Origin of the sequence: Natronoglycomyces albus (assembly GCF_016925535.1) — a bacterium.
In the GTDB taxonomy this organism is placed as follows: domain Bacteria; phylum Actinomycetota; class Actinomycetes; order Mycobacteriales; family Micromonosporaceae; genus Natronoglycomyces; species Natronoglycomyces albus.
In genome coordinates, this window is the sequence record NZ_CP070496.1 from 2,041,576 (window position 1) to 2,062,550 (window position 20,975).

Consider the following 20,975-nt stretch of genomic DNA (forward strand, 5'->3'; position numbering starts at 1 on the left):
GGTGCGGTAGACCGGCACCTCACCTAACCGTTACTCCTTATCGGGGCGGTCCTGGTTGGCCAAGAAGTGTTCAAAGGCGGCCCCGAGTTCCTCGGCCGTGGGGACTCGCCCATCGGCAAGCATCTCGTCACTCTCGGCCTGTTCGGTAAACGAGTCATATTGCTCTTCAAGCGTGGTGATAATCTCTTCAACCTCGGAATTCTCCGCCACCTGTTGCGCGATTTCCTCGGCCACCTCTTCCCGTGACATCTCCAAAGAGCTGGTGGGCAGTTCCAAGTCCGTCGCCTTCGCGACGGCCTCTATCAGACGCAGCGAGGCGGCCGGGTACGACATTTGGGTCAAATAATGCGGAACATGAGCGGCCAAGCCGATCGCGTCGCGGCCCGACTGGCCAAGCCGGAACTGCAACAATCCAGCGGCATGGCCGGGCACCTGCATCTCTGAGAACACCGGCCGGTTGTCAAAGACCAACTCAGGGCGGGTCGCGTGCACAGTCAGGCCCAATGGCCTGGTGTGCGGAACCCCCATCGGAATGCCCTGTAGGCCAACAACCAGTGAGATCGCGAAATAGTCCACGAGGTCTTCGACCGCATCGACAAACCGTTCCCAGGCGAAGTCGGGTTCCGGGCCCGACAACAGCAAATAAGGCTGTCCCTGCGCGTCTCGCAACAAATAGACGACCAACTGGGGGGCATCGAAGTCCGACCAATGGTCGATGGAGAAAGTGAGGTTAGGCCGTCGGGACCGGTAATCCATCAACTGGTCGACATCGAACGACGCCACCGGCTGGTGATCGTTTTCCTCCAGGAGGGCTTCAACCACGCCCTTTCCAGCCGAACCCGCGTCCATGAAGCCCTCAAGATGAAGCAGCATGACAGCACCGCGCGCTTCAGGCTCGTCCGACAGGATGTCGCATAGCGACCAACGGTCAATGCTCACCGGTGAAGGCTCCTTACGTTTGAGTACCTCTGAATGCTAACTCCGGAATACGCTTTCGCATTCCACCATTTCCGCGCAAACGAGAAAATCAAGGATTTTTCACATTCTGGTTGCGAGCAGTGAGGGCACGAGCGAGGTGTCCGTACGCTCTCGACGGCGACACATCGGCAGCTCTCACTTTCAGTGTGAACGCCATTGAACCTCCTGACACCCACTCAGACGAATCCCCGCGTTGAGGCCGCCCATCGCCACATCCCTCTCTACGGGCAGAACCACCCACGGCATCGCACCCGGTTCCTCGGCCATTCTTCGCACCTGCAGCCGCCCACCGGACAGAAAGTTCACGCCAACGCACCATAGACGGCGCATCTCATCATGCCGTACCTCAGCCCCAGACATTGAACTCGGGCCGGTCGGCATCGGTCGGTGCCACCCGATAATGTCCCAGCGCGTACTCGTTGATCTGCCGAAAAGCATCAGCCGTGACCTCACCACCGCCGCCACCACCAGGTACATAGGCGAAGACCGCCACCGCGAACTGCGGGTCCTCGGCGGGCGCAAAGCCCACAAACGACGCCACATGGCCGCTAGCGTACTCTCCGTCCCGCACAAGTCCACCCGTACCGGTCTTACCCGCCAAGTGATAGCCGTTCAAGTCAGCCCGAGTACCAGTACCGGTCTCGTGATAGATCGTTGACTGAAGCAAATATTGCATCGCCTCCGCGGTCTCGACCGAAATCACGCGGCGGTCCTCGTTTCTTTCTGGCTCCAGGACTTGACCGTCTCTGTCGATCATGCTTTGCACCAGCGCCGGATTGGTATAGACACCATCGTTGGCGATGGTCGCGTATACAGCCGCCATCTGGATCGGTGTCGTGGTGATCTCGTGGCCGATCGGAATCGAACCAGCGGAAGTGCCCGACCAGTTATCGGGGTGAAGGAGCATGCCATCGGCTTCCCCGGCCACCCCTACTCCACTGGAAGTGCCTAGACCAAAGGCCTTCTGATATTCGTAAAGCTTTTCGGGCCCCAACATGTCCGCCAACATGATCGTGCCAACGTTGGATGATTGGGCGATGATCCCAGCCAACGTCAACGGCACTCCGCGCTGCGGATACGAGTCCGAGTACGTCGTGTTGCCCTTCACGATCGTCGGCGGAACCACAATGGAACCGTCCCGTTCGATCAGACCTTCCTCCAAGGCGGCGGCGATGACGATAGCCTTGTGAACCGAACCAGGGTCGACCGTCGCCTGCGTCGTGTGGTCGCGATACAGCTCCTCGTCTTCTCCAAACGGGTTCGCCGCGTCAAAGGTGGGCAGCGAGGCCATGGCCAAGGCCTCGCCGCTAGCCACCTCCAGCACCACGGCCGAGGCCCATTCGGCGTCGTGCTCCTCCACGGTCTGATCAAGAATTTTCTGCACCTGGAACTGCAAGTCCCAATCCAGCGTCAACCGCAAGTCCTGACCTGGCTGGGCTGGATCTTCCCGATAAAACGCCCCCGGGATCGGCTGGCCGGAGTGGCTCTGTTCGTAAGTGACCTCACCGTCGGTCCCAGACAGCCAGTTATTCCAGCCTCCCTCCAGACCCGCGAGTCCCTCACCCTCGTCGCCACCGGTGAAGCCAATGACATTCGCGGCCAAGTCATGTCCTGGGACGACCCGGCGTTCATCGGCACCGATGATCAAACCCTGATCATCCATCTGCGCAATTTGCTTGCCGATATTGATATCCACCCCACGCTGCAGATAGGCGAACTGTTTGGGGGTGCCGTCGGGAAACTCATCGGTGGCCAACAACGGAACCAGCTCCGAGGCGGGCCGTCCCAACAACGGCCCCAGTTCCGCGGCAAGTTCTTCCGGATCGCCTTGCAAACGGGTCGGGTCGGCAGCGATAAAGTTGGCCTCAATCGAATACGCCAGCCGATTACCGTCGCGGTCCAAGATCGCCCCGCGCGCGGCGGGCAGGGGCTGCGTGGTCACCCGCTGCTCGTGAGCGGCGGCGGCGTAGGCGGCCGCGTCAGTGACCTGCAGGTGCACCAAACGACCGGCAATGATGAGCATCAAGACCAAGCTGAGGGCATAGGCGACGCGGATTCTCCGCTGAGGATTGGCAGCTGGAGCGCTATTTCCATGTAGGCGTGGGTGCTGAACCGGGGAGGTTTCGCGAATACGGCGGGGCTTTTTAGACGGCTGAGGCTTACGGCCCTTTGACCCATTGCGGGGGGCAGCGTCAGCGCCTTTCGCGCCCGAACTACGTTGGCCGCCTCTGTTCCTAGGTTCTTTGGTCGTACCCGCACCAGAGGATGCTCCTCTACCGGCGGTGGTACGCCGGCGTCGGCGCTCGGCAGGCAACGTCTCACGGCTGCTGGTAAAACGCGCCTTTGTGGAGCGAGCCGAGCCCTTAGTCGAAGCCTTGCCGCTCTCCGCTGCGGTGATACCGCCTTTGCCGTTGGCGCCGTCGCGGGTGCGCGACTTCGGTTTCGCCCCGGTCTCGTCCTCACGCAGAATACGTAGCGAAGGGCGCTCGGCGCGCGCTGCGCGTCGGCGCAGATCCCGCCCCCGCGGGTCTTCACGTTCCCGGCTCGGGCGCTCCGAGGCAGCGTCACGCAGGCTACGGCCCCGTGGGGTCATACGTCGCGCGCGCGACATACTGCTCTGCTCGCGGGCCGGACGTGCACCGGATTCACCTGAATCGTCATTTTCGGCGCTCATCGGGCACTACTCACCCCCACTGCGGACGTTCACAGTCGTTCCATCGGGAAGGTGCAGGAAACTGATCTCCTCAGGCTCCTCCATGCCCATCTCGTCGGCTGCCGCTTGCAAGTTTCCCGGGGCGTTCAACTGCGCGAGTTCATTGGTCAGCGATTCCTCGGTTTGGTTGAGCACCGTCTGTTCCTGGCGCATCTCCTGTAGCTGGAATGCGTTCTCATTGATCACGGTGTTCAGCAACAGCAGTCCCAAAATACCGGCTGCCACGAGAGCCAGCATCGCTGAGACGAACGCGGGTTTGGGCAAGGCAATGGGATCGGGCGCGACGGCTGGTTCACGCCGCCGCTGAGGCCGAGCCTTCGGCGTGACCTTCGGTTCGGGAGCCTCAGGTACCGGCGGTGCCTCAATCGGCTCAACGGCCGGCGCAACCGCCAGCGCGCCGTCGGTTATTGGCCCGTCGGCCGGTTCGCCCATGAGCGCCCGGCGGCGGGAACTGGCGGCGCGGGTGCGCCGTCGGGTGGCTTTGATGATCTCTTCAGCGTTGGCGCGGGGACGCGCTCGTCCGTTCGGTGTGGCACTCATGATGCGCCCTCCTCTCCGGGTGCGGTGGTTGCTCGTCGTTCGGCGGCTCGCATCTTGACGGATGCCGCTCGCGGGTTTTCCTTGATCTCGGTGTCGGTCGCAGGTTCGGCTCTGCGGTTGAGCAGACGAATGGTGGGGCCGGTTCCGGGAAGGTCGACGGGCAGTCCACGAGGGGTCGTGGAGATAGATCGGGAGGCTAGTTCTTTCTTTGTGATGCGGTCTTCGAGCGAGTGGTAGGAGAGCACAACGATGCGCCCGAGGGGACGCAATGTGTCCAGGGCCGCCGGGAGGGCTCGACTCCAGACGTCCAGTTCACTGTTGACTTCGATGCGCAGGGCCTGGAAGGTGCGTTTGGCGGGGTTGCCGCCTTTGCGTTTTCCGGCGGCGGGGATCGCGTCACGGATCAGCTCGACGAGTTGCGAGCTGGTCGTAATCGGTGCTTGTTCGCGGCGTTTGACGAGGGCCGAGACGATGCGGGTGGCGAATTTCTCTTCTCCGAAGTGGCGCAGGATGCGCACGAGGTCGGCGGGCGGGTAGGTGTTGACGACCTGTTGTGCGGTGAGTGGGTCCTCGGGGTTCATGCGCATGTCCAGGGGCGCGTCTTGGGAATAGGCGAACCCTCGGTCGGCTTGGTCCAGTTGCATTGAGGACACGCCCAGATCGAAGAGGATGCCGTCGACTCCATCGAAGCCTTGTTCGGCGACGACTTCGGCGATGGCGTCGTAGACGCACGGCACGGCGATGAACCGGTCTTTGAAGGGAGCCAGTCGTTTTCGGGCGAGGGCCAGTGCGTCAGGGTCACGGTCGAGTCCGATGACGGTGAGGTCGCTGTGGGCCCGCAGGAGGGCCTCGCTGTGGCCTCCAGCGCCTAGGGTGCCGTCCACGGCGACGGCGCCCGGACGGTCCAGGGCCGGGCGCAGGGTCTGGAGTACGCGCTCTTTCAACACGGGAACGTGCGGGGCGTCCGCGCTATCCATAGCGTGGTCTGTGCTGTGGTCGTCAGTGGAACTCATGGTGTCTCGCCCCCTTTCGTCTCGCCGCCTGTGTGGTCTTGGTGTGTTCTTCGTGCCAAGGAGGCGTCAGAACGTCGTGTTCCGCGTGTGTGTGTTGTGCGCACTGTGGGTCGGAATGTCTTTCCGTGCAATGTCCTCAGGTCCTCGGCCGCCACCGGTGATGGTCTGTCACTAGGGAAGTACGTGAACGAGTCAGGCCGTTGTGAGCGACGTGGTGCTCGTCGGTGTACGACGTTGTGTCGCATTGCGTGCACCGCCGTGCCGCACTGTGACAGCCGAGGGCCTCAAGACACTGCGCTGTTGAGTTGTGGTTGTCGTTTCGTGGTCTAGCTATGTCACAAACCTGGCGGGAGGTCTCCCTCTTCGATGTCGGCGAAGGCCTCTTCCGAGGCGGTCAGGTATTCCTCCCACGCGGTCGCGTCCCAGATCTCCACTCGGGTGGAGGCTCCGATGACGACCAGGTCCCGTTCCAGTCCCGCGTAGGTGCGCAGGTGGGCCGGGATGGTGACACGTCCCTGTTTGTCAGGGATTTCGTCGTGGGCCGATGCGAAGAACACTCGGTTGTATGCCCGCGCGGACTTCGAACTCATCGGGGCCCGCTGTAGTTCGTCGGCGAGGCGCTGAAACTCCGGCGTTGGGAAGACGTAGAGGCAACGTTCCTGACCTTTCGTTACCACCACTCCCCCCGCTAGTTCGTCCCTGAACTTCGCCGGGAGGATCAGTCGTCCCTTGTCGTCGAGGCGAGGGGTGTGCGTACCGAGAAACATCGGCGTCACTCCCTCTTGCCTCAGCGGCCGTGAATTCCCTCGGCCCCACCACTTTGCACCACTGTACTCCACTCTCCCCCACCTTGGGTGCCCGAATTAGTGAATTCTCGCCGAGTGATCTTTTGAAATCGCTGGTCACAGGCGGTGGGGGAAAATGGAGGGTGACGGTGCACATCTAGCGACAGAGAGTGGACACTCATCACACCCCTGACGCCTGCGCCTGCGGCGCGGCAGTGTGACAGACTTTTTGTGGACCTATAAAGACATGACGTAAGGGCAACTTTGGATGAGTTCTCATTTGCCTCGGCGAGCAAAATTCGCCTCTGCCCTGCTGCGTACCGCCGCAGCTCTCTCGCGTGCGACTGGTCGAGGGGACGGGTCGGTCATTGGTGGCCGAGTCGGCCTGATCGTGGAGCCGCGCTTGCTCGAACTCCTGGCGGAAGGGCGCCAGGTTGCTCTCATCAGCGGCACTAACGGTAAGACGACCACGACTCGATTCACCACTGCCGCGGTCGAGGCGGCGGGTCCGGTCGCGACCAATTCCTTCGGGGCCAACATGCCCACCGGCCACACGACGGCGTTGGCCAAGGCCCCTCAGGCACAGTTCGCCATGCTCGAAGTCGACGAGCATTACTTGGGACAACTGCTGGAGGCGGCCCACCCGAAGGTGGTAGCGCTACTCAATCTGTCGCGTGACCAACTCGATCGAGCCATGGAGGTCACCTCTTTGGCTGGCAAGTGGCGGGATGTGCTCAAGGGAGTCGAGGACGTCCATATCGTTGCCAATGCCGATGACCCATTGATCGTGTGGGCGGCCTCGGTGAGCCCCAATGTCACGTGGGTTGGGGGCGGTCAGCGCTGGCAAGATGACTCGACGATATGCCCATGGTGCGGTAAACACTTGGACCGATTTGGAGAATACTGGCGCTGCACCGCATGCGGTGCCACCAGGCCAAGCCCACAGTGGAGCGTTTCGGACTTCGGTGACCAGGTCATTGGGCCGGACGGATCGCGCTATGAATTGGATCTGCAACTACCGGGGCGAGTGAATCAAGCCAATGCCGCGATGGCACTGGCGATCGCCTCGATCTTCGGAGTACACCCCGCCCAGGCGGCTCCACGCCTCACCAGCGTCAAGTCAGTGGCTGGCCGCTACGCGAAGGTGCAGCGCGACGGGCGCCAACTGCGGCTACTCTTGGCGAAGAACCCGGCTGGCTGGCTGGAGAATTTCGACATGATCGAGCCGAACACGCCGGTGGTGTTGGCCCTCAACGCCCGCGAGGTCGACGGGTTTGACACCTCGTGGATCTACGATGTCGACTTCACTCCCCTGCGCGGACGCCAGGTGTATGTCATCGGAGACCGCCGTACGGATCTAGCGGTGCGCCTGCAAGTTGACGACGTACGGTTCACCGTGTTGGAAGACATCAACGCGGCCGTGTCCACCGTCCCGGCCGGGCCAGTGGAGGTCGTCGCCAACTACACCGCGTTCCAAGACATTCGAAAGGAATTCGACCGTGTCAACTAGGTTCCTGCGTATTGTCTGGCTCTATCCCGATCTACTGTCCACTTACGGAGACCGCGGCAACCTGTTGGTGCTGGCTCACAGGGCCCGTAATCGCGGTATCGAGGTCGAGCCAGTTTTGGTGCGCTCTGACCAACGGATTCCCAGTGAAGCCGACATCTATCTCATCGGCGGTGGAGAGGACGGCCCGCAGGCGGGGGCCGCCGAACGTCTCATCAGCGACGGGGGCTTGAACCGAGCCGCCGACGCGGGGAAGCCGATCCTGGCCATCTGTGCCGGTTATCAGATTCTAGGCTCCTCGTTCTATGCCAGCGGGCAATCATACCCGGGCGCTGGAATCCTCGATCTGCATTCGGATCGGGGCGAGACCCGGGCCGTCGGTGAGGTCGCGGGTGAAGCCGACGCCCATCTGCCCTTGGGTCACATCACCGGTTTCGAAAACCACGGCGGTCGCACTCACCTGGGTGAGGCCGTGCAACCGCTGGCACGAGTCACTCACGGCATCGGTAACGACAATGGGTCCACCGAAGGCGCGTGGGCCGGACACGTCATCGGAACCTACATGCACGGCCCCGCGCTGGCACGCAATCCGCAGTTGGCCGACCTGCTATTGAGCTGGGCTACCGGTCTGCCGCTCAATGCCATGCCACAACTGGACGACTCATGGCCGCAGCAGCTACGCAAGGAACGATTTGACGCCCTAGTCGAATAGCCATATGTGTGTGGGCCCCGAACTTTCAGTTCGGGGCCCACACACATATGCACTGCAATGAAAGTCGAACTCGACTCGCACCGGCAAGGTCGCGAATGGCAGGCGCGTCCTGTCCCACCGCGCGCGACACAGCCCGCTACCGATGCGGCGAATCCGCTAATGCTTTTCGTCGACGGCGGCGATCAGTTCCCTGGCCAGTTGGCGGTAGGCGCGCGCTCCGGATGAAGCGGGTGCCCACGTGGTAATCGGCTCCCCGGCCACCGTCGTTTCTGGGAAACGCACCGTCCGCGCGATGACTGTTCCAAAGACCTTGTCCCCGAAGGCTTCCACCACTCGCTGCAACACCTGTCGTGAGTGCGTCGTGCGGGAGTCATACATCGTGGCGACAATCCCGTCCAGATCAAGGTCGAAATTGAGGCGCTCGCGCACCTTGTCGATGGTGTCCAACAACAACGCCACCCCACGCAGTGAAAAGAACTCGCATTCCAATGGGATCAAGACACCGTGCGCGGCGGTCAGAGCGTTGACGGTCAGCAATCCCAACGATGGCTGGCAGTCGACGAGAATGTAGTCGTAGTCAGCCATGACCGGCCGCAGGACTCGTGCGAGAGTCTGCTCGCGGGCAACCTCATTGACCAATTGGATCTCGGCCGCGGACAAGTCGATATTTGCCGGGAGCACGTGCAGGCCAGCCACATTGGTCTTGGTGATGACGTCTTCGATATTGACGTCCTCTTGCATGAGCAGGTTATAGACCGTCAGCTCAAGAGTATGGGGATTGACCCCGAATCCCACCGACAACGCACCCTGGGGGTCGAAGTCCACCAACAGGACCTTACGGCCGTACTCGGCCAGTGCCGCCCCTAGGTTGATGGTCGAGGTGGTCTTTCCGACACCGCCCTTTTGGTTGGCCATGGCGATCACGCGGGCAGGGCCGTGGCGCTCCAGTGGCTGCGGCTGCGGGATGCTGCGCTTGCCTGTGTAGGCCTCGGGGTCGGGGCTGGTGAAGTCCCCATCGCCTTCCGGTGGAGGCACTTGTGCCGCCCGGAGCGCTGCCCACTTGTCCTTGTTGTCCACACTGCTCATTTCTTTACGCCCATCCCAATACGAGGTTGGCGCCGCGTGCTCGGCTTGTCACCATGATGCCTGCTTCTGTGAATTTCCGCCAGGTTTCTGAGTCTATCGACCGCCGGGTTTGCGGATCAACCGGTTCCGACACACGGTGAGATAAGGCAAAACCATGGTCGGCCTCGTGTATGGCTTCTTGGGCGGACTTCCACCATAGGTGAGTTCAATTCTATGGGGTCGCTACCCGCGCGTACGACCAGAGGCCGTCGGCGCCAAGGATTGTGGCGACCGACGGCCTCGAGAGAACGTTTTCGATTATGGATCACTATCGTACGATCGACTCGTACCAGCGCATCCGCACTCGACCGGGACGAGAACTGTCGAGTTTCTAGCCCAGGACGTCAGCGACGGCTTTGGCCGGCAGGTTGTGCGCGGTGGCGACTGGCTCGTAGGTGATGAGGCCATCGTGAGTGTTGAGGCCCTCGGCCAGCGCCGCGTCGTTGCGCAGCGCTTCGCTCCAGCCCTGGTTCGCCAGCTTCATGACGTAGGGCAGAGTCACGTTGGTGAGCGCGTAGGTGGAGGTGTTCGGTACTGAGCCGGGCATGTTGGCCACGCAGTAGAACACCGAGTCGGCCACCTTGAAGGTCGGGTCGTCGTGGGTGGTGGGGCGTGAGGATTCGAAGCAACCACCTTGGTCGATCGCGATGTCGACCAGGACTGAGCCGGGTTTCATCTGCGCCACTAGTTCGTCGGAGATGATGGTCGGGGCCTTGGCACCCGGGACCAGGACGGCTCCAATGACTAGGTCGGCTTCCTTTGACAGGCGCGCGATCTCGTACTTATTGGAGACGATGGTCTTGATCTTGCCATCGTAGGTGGCATCGATCTGACGAAGCTTATCGATGTTGAGGTCGAGGACGGTTACGGTCGCGCCCATACCTGCGGCCACGGTCGCGGCATTGATGCCGGAGACACCTCCGCCGATGACGAGGACGTTGGCGGGCTCAACGCCGGGTACGCCACCCATGAGGGTGCCGCGACCACCGGCGGGTCGCATGAGCTGGTAGGCGCCGACCTGTGAGGCCAGGCGGCCGGCCACTTCGCTCATCGGTGCCAACAGCGGCAGACGGCCATCGGCGGTCTCGACGGTCTCGTAGGCGATGGCCGTGACCTTACGATCCAGTAGAGCCTGGGTGCACTCAGCCGAGGCCGCTAGGTGCAGGTAGGTGAAGAGGACCTGGCCAGCCTGCATGCGGTGGTACTCGGAGGCGATGGGTTCTTTGACTTTCAGCACCATCTCGCCAGCGGCCCAGGTGGCATCGGCATCGGGCAGGATCGTTGCCCCGGCGGCCTCGTAGTCCTCGTTGGAAATGGCGGAACCGACCCCGGCGTCTCGTTCGATGAAGACTTCGTGTCCGGCAGCGGTGAGCTCGTGAACACCGGCTGGAGTGATGGCCACACGGTATTCGTGGTTCTTGACCTCGCGGGGGACTGCGACTTTCACAGTGAGTTTCCTTCCCATAAGGCCGACCCATATGCAGGTCGGCGCCGTAGACGGCTGGATGTGGTTGTGGGACCGCAGGTGCTGTGCCGACTCAACGTCGGTGCGGCGAGAGTGGCTTCCCCGCTTGGCGTTCGGTTGTACGCAGTTCGCATTGCCATGTCGGCAACGGGTGCTGAGACTGCTTGGCTCGGGTCGCCGTCTGCGGCTGTTTTCTCTTCTCCGCGTCGACGGCAGCTCTGTGAGTCTTCCACACGCGGATCGCAGAATCCAATGCCAAGATCATAACTGATCTTTGTTTAGTTGGCAACGACCCCCACAAACCTTCTGTTACCCCTATGACGAAGTGGCTTATCGACCTATGAAACAAAGGAGACGCCCCTCAAATAGCCACCTCGCGCCGATGAAACCAAGGTCACATATCGAGAATATCCAATATCTCAAGGAGGCCACCTCAGAACAGAAAACACACGCCCAAACCCGACCCAACCATCATGGGCACTCCGAGGAGATCCTCATCCGAGGCGCAACCGCCGCGTAGCCAAGAACAGGCCCAAAGCGCACACTCCATTGACAATTTCGCCCGAGTCCAACGCGGCCAAAGCCTTGTCAAGCTCCCAAAACCGCAGTTCCATCTCCGCTTCCTCCTCCTTCCGCTCATAGCGCTGTGCGTCAGGAACCGTCGACAGATCTCGAGCTAGGTAATACATCACCTGCTCATCGGAGATGCCCGGCGAGTTATAGAACGACCCCAAATAGTCCCACCGCGCCGCACGCAGGTCAGTCTCTTCGGCCAGCTCCCGGCGAGCGGTCAGGTCAGGGGACTCCCCAGCGACATCGCGCAACCCGGCCGGTATTTCCCACAGACGCTGCCGAGCCGGGTGTCGATACTGCCGAATAAGCATCACCCGCTCATGGTCATCGACCGCGACGATGGCCACAGCACCTTGGTCCTGGAAATACTCTCGCTGGTGAACCGTGCCGTCGGACATGACGACACCATCCTTGCGCAGTTCATAGCGGTAGCCTTCGTAAATTAGCTGGGATTCGGTGATCTCATATTCATGCACTCCCCTACCCTAATGCCGCGAAAGATCGCGCACCGACTCACTGAACTGGCCCAGGCAGCCAAGGCGAACAGACCAGTTCCAACCCTGGACCCAGACAGGCAACCGGAAAAGTAAGCCCAAGACATACTCGTCGGCCTGATCCGCCCCCTTGAATGGCTCATCGAACAGGTCAGCGGAGATCCCAACGCCATGCGCAGCGCCGCCACCGTTTGGGGCCGCGTCGCCGAAGCCGACGTGGCACTTAGCCAAGCAGTGGTCAACGGACTGCAGCCGCTTTCAGACTGGGCCGGTCGCGACGGCGACACCTGCCGAGCGAAAGTGGACGACTTCGCCGCCGCCGTCCACGGACTCGCATCCGAATGCAGTGGGATTCAACGAATCCTCTCGGTCGCCCAAGTCCTAGCCGAACTCATTAAAGAGACGATCAAGTGGCTTCTCAGCGAGCTCATCAAGTACTTCGTCGCCTATATTGCCCCTCAGCTACTCATCGCACCCTTCACCTTCGGAGCCACCGCCGCGACTGCCACCGCCACCGCCACTGTTCAAGCCGCACAGACAACCAGTAAAGGTGCCAAGCTAGTCCAGCAAATGATCAGCGCGTTCACAAAGCTAAAAAGTGTCATGGTCCAATTCGCTACCGAGGCACTCCCTGGCATCGCCATCGCCGCGCTTCAAAGTTCTGTCGGTGCGGCGGACGGAGGAACGCGCGGTCACGGTGACGCTTCACAACTCGCGGGATCGAACGAATCAGTTCACCTAGATCCGGCAGCACTCCATAATGCCAAACCTCTGTTCGAGATGATCGCCGAAGACGCCTCAGGGGTGGCCGATGTGGTCGGCGAAGCCAGCGTCGACGACATGACCTGGGGCATGTGCGGATTGATCGGATTCGTCATGGACTATGAGACCAAGGTCGCCGAAATCGACGACCTGCATCGGGCCAGCTCCCGCACAATGGCAGAAATCGCCACCAAGATCGACGACATGGCCGGCGCGTGGGAGGAAACCGACAAGGCGCTCGCTGGTATTTTCGACGACTTCGACCTCTCCTTGGATTAGTGGCGTATATGAAAACAGACCAGGACCACACCACCGACGACTCTCACCCCGTACCAGAACTGTGGGACCTCACTGCGGAAGGAACCGACCACTCACATGGCGTCATCGCCATCACGGTATTCAATCCACGAACCGTGACCGACTTTGACGCGGAGACCAACACCGCTGGCCTGGTACATCCCCTCTACCCACTCATACGGGTCGACGGACAAACCGTCGAATTGAGCTCCCCGCACGCCCTGATCACTGTCGTGGCGGGTACCCGCCTCGTCGAAGTGATGGAAAACCAGTGCTATGTCTCGAAGAAAGTCGACGTCGCTGCCGAGGCCAGCCTCCCCCTGTGGATAGGAGTAGGCGGTGACACCGCTCATCCGTACCTGCTCGTGGGACCGGAGGCATACGCGCGACAAGCTAGGCGAGAGCGCGTCACACCATGGATGAAAGCCGCCGCCGCCAGCGCCGGGCTCTTTGTGTTGTTCCCGCTGCTCTTTGCCTTGGGGCTTCTCGTTGCCGAAGCGGCACTGGATTTCGAGGCTCACGACCTGGTGCGTGGTGGCCTCAGTTACGGTCTCATGGCAGTTGGCATCGGTTGCTTCTTTCCTTTGCGTTCGTGGTTCACCGGTCGCCAGGAGCGTGAATTCTACTCGGCGGAGCTATCTGTGGCGCCAGAGGAAATCGGCCCCTCCCCTGACCCAGCTCATGCGGTTACGCTTCTTCAGCCGGGCACGGCTTTGCCCTCAGCAGGTGCGGGCATCATCCTCAGCATGCGTCCCGCTCCGGCCTCACTAGCTCGTTTGATGGCATATCAAGGTGGCTCTGCCACCGCGCGCAGCCGAGTCTGGTTGCATTGCACAGATTTGCAAAGTTGGCTGGCCGCGCCCTTGGTTTATGTCGATGGGCATCGGATTTCCCAGCGGTGGGGAACCGTTTGGGTTCCGCTTTCCCCGGGCCGCCATCGGCTCACGGTGGTGTTGCCAGGGTTCAGTGACCCGCTGTTCGACGATCCGGAGCCTGTCGGCCCCAGGGCCGAAGAGTCTCTTGAGGTTGAGGTCGCCCTCGCAACGGTCGTGCGTCTGAGGGCCGAATACAACGTGATCGCTTTGGCTCGATCGCTGGCTAGCGAACATCCCGAGTCCAAGCCGTTGTGGTTGTCGGTACTCGATGTAGCTGGGCACGCGGGTCATACCAGTGATCAAGCTCGCCGTCCCCAGTTGACGCTGCGTGAGCTGGGGGTCGAACGGGTCCGACCAGGAACCCGTCTTCTCACCTGAGGCGGGTCGGCGAGGAAACGCTCACAGGTGGCTCCAGGATTGATCACGCCTGGATGCCGTGAGGACTGCCCTATCTTCGCTGAGTCTTCCCGTCACCTTTGTGTCCATTCGTGGCACGCGATGCGGCTCGGGTCTCACCTGTCCCCGCTTGAGAGCGGAAGCTCGGGTGAACGGCCGTGCCCTGAGACAGCACGCGCTGTGACGCAACCGACCGCAGGCTATGGGAACCTTTTGCCTGCGATCTGGCTCCCTATCTATACCAACTCGCCATCCAGACGCAGGGAGACCGCGTGACATCGACAGATGCCCCCACAACCCGACTGAGTCCATCGCCGCGCCCAGGTACTAGGGCCTATCCGTGGCTGAGGAGAGCCGCGCTCGTAACCGCGATTCTCCTCAGCGCACGAGTGCTCATCGGCCTCATTTGGTTCCTGGGCCTAGGGGTCCCATCCGCCCAGCCAGGTTTTTCATGGTTTAGCACTGGCCTCATCACCCTTTTGTGCGCCGCTGTGGTCGTTGCCATCCTGCGATGGGCGCGTTTCGATATGGCGCTTCTGCGCCATCGACTCGCCTTCGCGATTCCGCTACTGCTCACCGCTGGGCTCTTGTACGGAGCATACGGCTGGCAGCCCGCCGCACAGGACTATCAGGCGGACGAGGTTCCCGGGCCGCCATCGCACTATGTTGATACTGATCTGGCCCGCTTTCACTACACCGACCAGGGCGAGGGGCCGCCAGTGGTCCTACTGTCACCAGGTGCCGCTTGGACCATGGCCTGGCAGCCGCAAGCGGCGTATCTGGCCCAGACCCATCGCGTCGTGGTGGTCGATTTGCCCGGTCAAGGCTTCACCCAACTACGCGAGGATGACTTCGCCTTCGACCTACCGGCCATGTCCTCAGCCATCGATGCTTTCCTCGAAAGCCTCGATCTGCGCGGAGCTCATCTAGGTGGTATGTCGTGGAGCGCTGGATGGGCGCTGCACTATGCCTCGGAAAACCCCGAAAACGTCAATCGACTGATGCTGTTGGCTCCTTCGGGCGTCGATGAGCCCGACATCCTCACGTGGAGGCTCCTAGAGCCTCCCATCATCGGCGAGCTCGTGTCCAAACTCAGCGCCGTAGACCGCTCAAGCTACGCGAATATGGTCGCGGATATGTTCGCACATCAAGATCAGGTGACCGACGAGGTCATCGACGCGATGTGGAAACCAAATACCTTTGCGAATAACATTGCCGCGACCACACAGCTACAACGAGGACTGGACTGGCGGCTCACCGAGGCGGCCATGCCCGATCTTCCTCATCCGACACTGGTGTTGTGGGGAGAGGAGGACTCGGTGTTGTCCGTTGATCTCGCGCAAACCTTCGAGACCCTTATCCCAAACAGCGTCGTGCATCGATTCTCCGATTGTGGGCACGCACTTACCTTGGACTGTTCTGCGGAGGTCAACACGGCTATGGCGGAGTTTCTGACATGACGGTCGACGCCGAGGTGGTTGCGCTAGTCCGCCGGGCCCAGGCCGGGGACACCCTGGCCATGAACGACTTGCTCGACCACGTGGCACCTTACGTGGCCTCTCTGTGCGGCCCCATAGCCTTGTCCGAGGGCAGCGACGCCGCCCAGGAGGCACTCATCACCGTGTTTCGTTCGCTGAAGACTCTGCGCGACCCGGCTGCCTTGTACGGATGGGTGCGACAGATTTCAGTGAGAACCGCAATCCGTATGGCGTCACGCCACCGTAAAAGCGTTCCGGGCGACTTGTCTGAGCTACCTGCGTCCGGTCACGCGCATCTCCACTCAGACATCCTGGACGTTCTCAACCGTCTCAGCCCGGAGCACCGGGCGATACTGCTGCTGCGCGACCGGTTCGGGCTGACCGAACACGAAGCAGCCGAACATCTCAACCTTGAAGTGGGGACCGTGAAATCGCGTCTGCACCGGGCTCGCGATTACTTTCGAAAGGCGTGGACTTCATGACCACATGGCCGAACGCATCCATCGACACTGTGACTCGCTTCCGGGCACTATCGGCCGCAGTCGCGGGGGCTCACGTCGCGGAACGATTCATCAACGCACCTTTTGACGACGTGTGGGCATATATCTCGGACTTGGAAGGAGGCTTTGGAGACATCGAGCCAGACATGCGGAACATTCATGTTAGGCACTACGACGGCCATCGGATCGTTGCTGTGGCGCGCAGCCGGTTGGGGATGCGCGCGCTCTTGCGCGGCACGCTGCGTCCCGGATGGTGCTGGCTACAAAGCCGCTTCCTCATCATTGGCATTGCCGCGCAACCTGAGGGAACGGGCACGCGGGTGGCAATGACAGGAGGGCTGCGTGTCCCCGGACGCGCCCGTCTGGCACCACTGGGGGTGCGGCGGACGGCGCAACGATCACTTATACGCCTCGAGCGCCACTTCAGCCCAGCGGCAATCGAGGACTAGGCCAGAAGAGGATTGAGGCCGATGAGAGCGTAATCAACGCTTCCATCGGCCTCAATCCTCTTTAGCCCTCGTCGTCGTTCAAATCGAGTTCTTCACCTTGGGAGTATTTCACCGCTGCGGCGATCAACCCGTCAAAGAGCGGGTGCGGCTGGGTGGGCCGCGACTTCAACTCCGGATGGGCCTGAGTAGAGACAAAGTACGGGTGATGCGCGCGGTCCAATTCCAAGAATTCCACCAGACGGCCGTCCGGAGAAAGCCCTGAGATCACGAACCCCGCTTTGGACAACGCGTCACGGTAGGCATTGTTGACCTCGTAACGGTGTCGGTGACGCTCCGAGACGACGGTGCTGCCATAAACCTCAGCCACGATCGAGCCCGGCTCCAACTCCGCCGGATACGACCCCAGACGCATGGTGCCCCCCATGTCGCCACGCCCGGCCACGATATCGGTCTGATCAGCCATCGTGGAGATGACCAGGTGCTCGGCATCGGCGTTGAATTCCTCAGAATCGGCCCCGGTCAAGTCGCCAACGTTACGCAGCGCCTCAACCGCCATGCACTGAAGCCCCAGGCAAATACCCAGGGTGGGGATCTTCGCCTGCCGCGCGTGCGTCAGCGCGTTTATCTTTCCAGGCACACCACGGCTGCCAAAGCCACCAGGGACGATGATGGCGTCAATGTCACTGAGCGACTTCGCCGCGTCCTCCACTGTCGAACAGGTGTCCGACTCAACCCACACAATGTCGACGTTGGCCCGGTGGGCAAATCCAGCCGAGCGGGCTGCCTCGACCACCGACAGATACGCGTCGGGAAGGTCCACATACTTGCCGACGATACCGATGCGAATCGTGCGTTCAGGGTTGTGCACGCGGTCGAGCAAGTCGTCCCAGGAGCTCCACTCCACGTCCTTGAAAGGCAAATCGAGCCGACGCACCACGAACGCGTCAAGCCCCTCGGCGTGCAGATTCTTGGGAATGTCGTAGATGGACTTGGAATCCCCAGCCGAAATCACGGCTGAGTCGTCCACGTCACAGAAACCAGCGATCTTTCGTTTGAGATTGTCCGAAACCGTCCGATCAGATCGACACACGATCGCGTCGGGCTGAATACCGATGCTGCGCAGCTGAGATACTGAGTGCTGCGTGGGTTTGGTCTTCATCTCACCGCTAGCGCCCAAATACGGCACCAACGACACGTGCAGGAAGAAGCAGTTCTCGCGGCCCACATCGTGGCGGAACTGACGAATGGCCTCCAAGAATGGCAGCGACTCGATGTCACCCACCGTGCCACCCACCTCGGTGATGACCACATCGGGAACCTTGCCAGTACCCGGCTCGGGGTCAGCCATCGCCGAAATACGGTCCTTGATCTCGTTGGTGATGTGTGGAATCACCTGCACAGTCGCGCCCAGGTAGTCGCCACGACGTTCCTTGGCGATCACGTCAGAGTAGATCTGTCCGGTCGTCACATTGGCACGCTTGGAGAGATTTCGGTTGAGAAACCGCTCGTAGTTTCCAACGTCGAGATCCGTTTCTCCCCCGTCGTCGGTCACGAAGACCTCGCCGTGTTCATAGGGATTCATGGTGCCGGGATCGACGTTGAGATAAGGGTCGATCTTTTGCATCACGACATAAAGGCCGCGTGCGGTGAGAAGATTTCCCAAGCTGGAGGCGGTGAGTCCTTTGCCCAGCGCCGAAGTCACCCCACCGGTGACGAACAAGTGTTTGGTGGTGCGCAACTGGTTGTTTGAGGCGCTAGCCAAGGCGAACTCCCGTGGTGTGTGTTGTCACGACGGGCCCAAGCGGTCATCTTGGGCCGCAGATCGGGCAACCGACCTGGTGTTGGAAGCAATAACCGATACGGCCAGAGCCTCATCCACGGGATTCCACACTAACACTTTCGCCGCCCAAATCCTCATCGACCCACGAGGGCGCGACGACAATCATGTCGTTGTATTCCCCATCACGTACATGGGCCCGGGCCAGCACCCGGTGAGACACGATGACCGCCAACGGAACCATGACCGCCAGCGCCGATCCAAGCACCATGAGAGCCTTGCCCATGAAGATGCCCGCGATCAGCGAGGAGAACACGGCGGCGGAGAAAGCGGCCCGCAGCGGTGGATACAGTCCAAAGGCTCGGCGCAACCCTCCAGAGGGGCGCAAGAGCACCATCCAGCAGTACAAGCCCGCCACGAGAGTCACCACGGTCAATGGTGAGGTGAAAAGGGTGAGCATGTTGGTGCCCGCCACTCCCCTCACCACCAGGGTTGTCTCGCCTACGACCAAATCGGCGGCGGTGTTGCCCAACACTCCTCGCTCGGTGTGTTCCCGCAGTACGTCGAGGACGATGATGAGGAAGAGCGCGGCCAGACCGGCGATGATAGACCAGGCGACGCGGCCAAATGAGACCCAGCCTCCGCGAGCGAGCGCGGCCGCTAGGCACAGCCCGACGATGAGCGCCACAGCCGCCGGGATGTTGTCCCCCAGCCAGTGCGCCCCGATGAGGATCACTCCGATAATGCCAATACCGGCCATGACTGGTGCGCGTAGCTGTACGTCGAGCCGCCAGGCCGCCGAGGCGGCCAGTAGCCACAGGGAGCCGATGACGATACCGACGAGGACTGGGCCTGCCGCGACGTCGGCGGCTTCGGACAGCGAATGGTCGCCAATAAGTGCGCCCAAGTGGATGCGTCCGGTCAAGAGCATGGCCACGATCGCCACGGCCAGTCCGAAGAAGGACACCGTCATCATCAGGCCCATGGGGCTGCGTCGTTTAGGGGCGGCTATCGCCGCCACAGTGCACACCCCGGCGATGAGGATGGTGAGCCCCAGTGCCAACCAGGTTGGTTTGGCTACGTTCCACCAGCCAAAGAAGTCGACCAGGAACGCGGCGGGAGCAAGCAACGCACACCATAGGGCAGTGACGACGTTGGCCCGCATGAGCCAAAGCGGTGGCGGCCGCACTCCCGGTTGCCCGGCTTTGCGCAGCAAACGCAACAGTGGATAGGCAACCACCATAAGTACTAGGAGCGCCAGTACCAGCAACCACTGCATGAACGTACTGGCCCGTTCTGCGGCGACCAGATGCTCATCGGCCTCAGCTAGGGCTTCGGCTTGAGACTGGGCTCGGGAGAGAGCCTCGCCCTGGGTCTCAGTGGCCGGTGAGGGGATCGTGGTGAGCACCTGCCCGGTCATGGTCTCGCCGCCCGGAGCGTCGAGCATCGCCAGCAGCGTCGGCGTAAGGTCGGTCAGGTGCGCATATCCCGGGCGTCCGCCCGGACGCATAAGCTGCTGGGGCTCATCGGAGTCGGGAAGGTCCAACATCATGGCTAGCAGATGCTGCGGGTAGCCGATTTGGGAGATTCCGGCGACCAAAAGTGCGGTGTTCTCGCCTGCGGCTTCTTGGGCGATGCCGACCATGGCGTCAAGCTCGGCTAGCGCTGCCGCGCGGGCGGCCCCACGTTCGGGCAGAATGCCGCCGTCGATCATTGTCAGCGCGCATTCCTCGATGTCCAACGCGAGGGTACTGGCCGGGGGAAGCTGACCGTAGTAGTGGTTTACGCGGCCCACCGCGTTGGCCGCGGCGTAGGCAGCGGCGGGACCGACGGCGACAGCGCAGTTGACGGCGGTGGGCAAGACCCCGAGTTCAACATAGTTCTCTGGGTCCCGATTCTCGGCTACGAGATCGCTCTGGTCGCCGACCATAGCGTCGGGCCCGTTGACGATGATTTCCTCGTCTGTGACCGGGTCGCATTCAGGGCCCGATCCCAATTGGGTACCGGCTGCTTCGGCACCGGCGGAGAACGACAGCCAGCCATCCAGCGGGCAGGTGAGAGTTCGGCGCGAGTTCGTCGTCAACGCGGCGGCGGCCGAGCGTTCAGAGGTCTCCCACAGGTTGGGGGTGTGGTCAGGATCAAGGTCGGACCATTTCAGGCCCCCCACTCCCACCACGACCACCGAGTCGACCGCAGTTGGGGTCTGCGCATCGGGACGCGGTGGCAATAGCTGCCACGCCGCCAATAGTCCCAGGAGCGCGACGCCAACCCAGGCGACGATGCGGCGACGATGCCACCCGGCGGGCACAGCGGCTCCTCGGGCGGCGTTGCGGGTCCACGTGCGCATCCAGCCGCGGAAACCGGAAGGTGAGGTGGCACCGTCGGCGTTGGCGGTGGTGGGGGGGGCCTCCTCGCGGGCGTTGCCGTCCGCCTCGGCCGTTTGCCGGTCTGTCTCGGCGGCTGCCGGGGAGTTCACGCCAGTGGTTCCTGCGGCATCAGGCTGATCGTGCTCGGGGTTGGGGACCTGGTCCTGCAC

At 61.8% G+C, this 20,975-nt stretch carries 17 protein-coding genes; 7 read left to right on the forward strand and 10 right to left on the reverse strand.

Features of this window, described 5'->3' with window-relative positions:
- Positions 1 to 30 precede the first annotated feature (30 nt).
- The 5 genes from JQS30_RS08690 to mraZ all read right to left on the reverse strand — a co-directional run bounded on the left by JQS30_RS08690 (position 31) and on the right by mraZ (position 6,011).
- Positions 31 to 939, reverse strand: a complete 909-nt coding sequence (locus tag JQS30_RS08690) for a proteasome assembly chaperone family protein (protein WP_246497830.1) — start codon at positions 937 to 939, stop codon at positions 31 to 33.
- 385 nt (positions 940 to 1,324) lie between these two features.
- Positions 1,325 to 3,652 carry a peptidoglycan D,D-transpeptidase FtsI family protein gene (locus JQS30_RS08695; protein ID WP_213169901.1) on the reverse strand — a complete coding sequence of 776 codons (2,328 nt, stop codon included), beginning with the start codon at positions 3,650 to 3,652 and terminating at the stop codon, positions 1,325 to 1,327.
- Between the two features lie 6 nt (positions 3,653 to 3,658).
- The gene (ftsL, locus tag JQS30_RS08700; protein WP_213169902.1) at positions 3,659 to 4,231 is read right to left on the reverse strand and encodes a cell division protein FtsL; all 573 of its coding nucleotides are present in this window, start codon (positions 4,229 to 4,231) and stop codon (positions 3,659 to 3,661) included.
- Entirely contained in the window at positions 4,228 to 5,244 is a 1,017-nt protein-coding gene (gene rsmH, locus JQS30_RS08705; protein WP_246497831.1) for a 16S rRNA (cytosine(1402)-N(4))-methyltransferase RsmH, read from the reverse strand. Before rsmH ends, ftsL begins: the two co-directional genes overlap by 4 nt.
- 335 nt (positions 5,245 to 5,579) lie before the next feature.
- Positions 5,580 to 6,011: a division/cell wall cluster transcriptional repressor MraZ gene (mraZ, locus tag JQS30_RS08710; protein WP_213169903.1), complete on the reverse strand. Its 432-nt coding sequence runs from the start codon at positions 6,009 to 6,011 to the stop codon at positions 5,580 to 5,582.
- Positions 6,012 to 6,309: 298 nt separating this feature from the next.
- Here mraZ and JQS30_RS08715 point away from each other — a divergent pair, with 298 nt between their 5' ends.
- Both JQS30_RS08715 and JQS30_RS08720 read left to right on the forward strand, forming a co-directional pair.
- The gene (locus JQS30_RS08715) at positions 6,310 to 7,539 is read left to right on the forward strand and encodes a MurT ligase domain-containing protein (protein WP_343076206.1); all 1,230 of its coding nucleotides are present in this window, start codon (positions 6,310 to 6,312) and stop codon (positions 7,537 to 7,539) included.
- Entirely contained in the window at positions 7,529 to 8,248 is a 720-nt protein-coding gene (locus JQS30_RS08720; RefSeq protein ID WP_213169905.1) for a type 1 glutamine amidotransferase, read from the forward strand. The genes JQS30_RS08715 and JQS30_RS08720 overlap by 11 nt, the downstream gene beginning before the upstream one ends.
- 156 nt (positions 8,249 to 8,404) lie before the next feature.
- Here JQS30_RS08720 and JQS30_RS08725 read toward each other — a convergent pair whose 3' ends face one another.
- The 3 genes from JQS30_RS08725 to JQS30_RS08735 form a co-directional block, all read right to left on the reverse strand.
- Entirely contained in the window at positions 8,405 to 9,334 is a 930-nt protein-coding gene (locus JQS30_RS08725; RefSeq protein ID WP_213169906.1) for a ParA family protein, read from the reverse strand.
- Positions 9,335 to 9,704: 370 nt separating this feature from the next.
- Positions 9,705 to 10,820: an alanine dehydrogenase gene (gene ald / locus JQS30_RS08730; protein WP_213169907.1), complete on the reverse strand. Its 1,116-nt coding sequence runs from the start codon at positions 10,818 to 10,820 to the stop codon at positions 9,705 to 9,707.
- Between the two features lie 512 nt (positions 10,821 to 11,332).
- Complete coding sequence (locus tag JQS30_RS08735) at positions 11,333 to 11,887, reverse strand: NUDIX domain-containing protein (protein ID WP_246497832.1); 555 nt, start codon at positions 11,885 to 11,887, stop codon at positions 11,333 to 11,335.
- Between the two features lie 189 nt (positions 11,888 to 12,076).
- On the opposite strand from JQS30_RS08735, the gene JQS30_RS08740 reads away from it, so the two are divergent.
- From JQS30_RS08740 to JQS30_RS08760, 5 genes are all read left to right on the forward strand, one after another.
- Positions 12,077 to 12,946, forward strand: a complete 870-nt coding sequence (locus JQS30_RS08740; protein WP_213169908.1) for a hypothetical protein — start codon at positions 12,077 to 12,079, stop codon at positions 12,944 to 12,946.
- A gap of 8 nt (positions 12,947 to 12,954) precedes the next feature.
- Complete coding sequence (locus JQS30_RS08745) at positions 12,955 to 14,217, forward strand: hypothetical protein (RefSeq protein WP_213169909.1); 1,263 nt, start codon at positions 12,955 to 12,957, stop codon at positions 14,215 to 14,217.
- A 290-nt stretch (positions 14,218 to 14,507) separates the two neighbouring features.
- Positions 14,508 to 15,695 (forward strand): alpha/beta fold hydrolase, encoded by a 1,188-nt coding sequence (locus tag JQS30_RS08750; protein ID WP_213169910.1) that lies wholly within the window; start codon positions 14,508 to 14,510, stop codon positions 15,693 to 15,695.
- The gene (locus JQS30_RS08755; protein WP_213169911.1) at positions 15,692 to 16,195 is read left to right on the forward strand and encodes an RNA polymerase sigma factor; all 504 of its coding nucleotides are present in this window, start codon (positions 15,692 to 15,694) and stop codon (positions 16,193 to 16,195) included. Before JQS30_RS08750 ends, JQS30_RS08755 begins: the two co-directional genes overlap by 4 nt.
- Positions 16,192 to 16,662: a hypothetical protein gene (locus JQS30_RS08760; RefSeq protein WP_213169912.1), complete on the forward strand. Its 471-nt coding sequence runs from the start codon at positions 16,192 to 16,194 to the stop codon at positions 16,660 to 16,662. Before JQS30_RS08755 ends, JQS30_RS08760 begins: the two co-directional genes overlap by 4 nt.
- A 61-nt stretch (positions 16,663 to 16,723) precedes the next feature.
- Here JQS30_RS08760 and pyrG read toward each other — a convergent pair whose 3' ends face one another.
- Both pyrG and JQS30_RS08770 read right to left on the reverse strand, forming a co-directional pair.
- Positions 16,724 to 18,424 carry a CTP synthase gene (pyrG, locus tag JQS30_RS08765; RefSeq protein WP_246497833.1) on the reverse strand — a complete coding sequence of 567 codons (1,701 nt, stop codon included), beginning with the start codon at positions 18,422 to 18,424 and terminating at the stop codon, positions 16,724 to 16,726.
- Between the two features lie 109 nt (positions 18,425 to 18,533).
- Positions 18,534 to 20,975: a hypothetical protein gene (locus JQS30_RS08770; RefSeq protein ID WP_213169913.1), complete on the reverse strand. Its 2,442-nt coding sequence runs from the start codon at positions 20,973 to 20,975 to the stop codon at positions 18,534 to 18,536.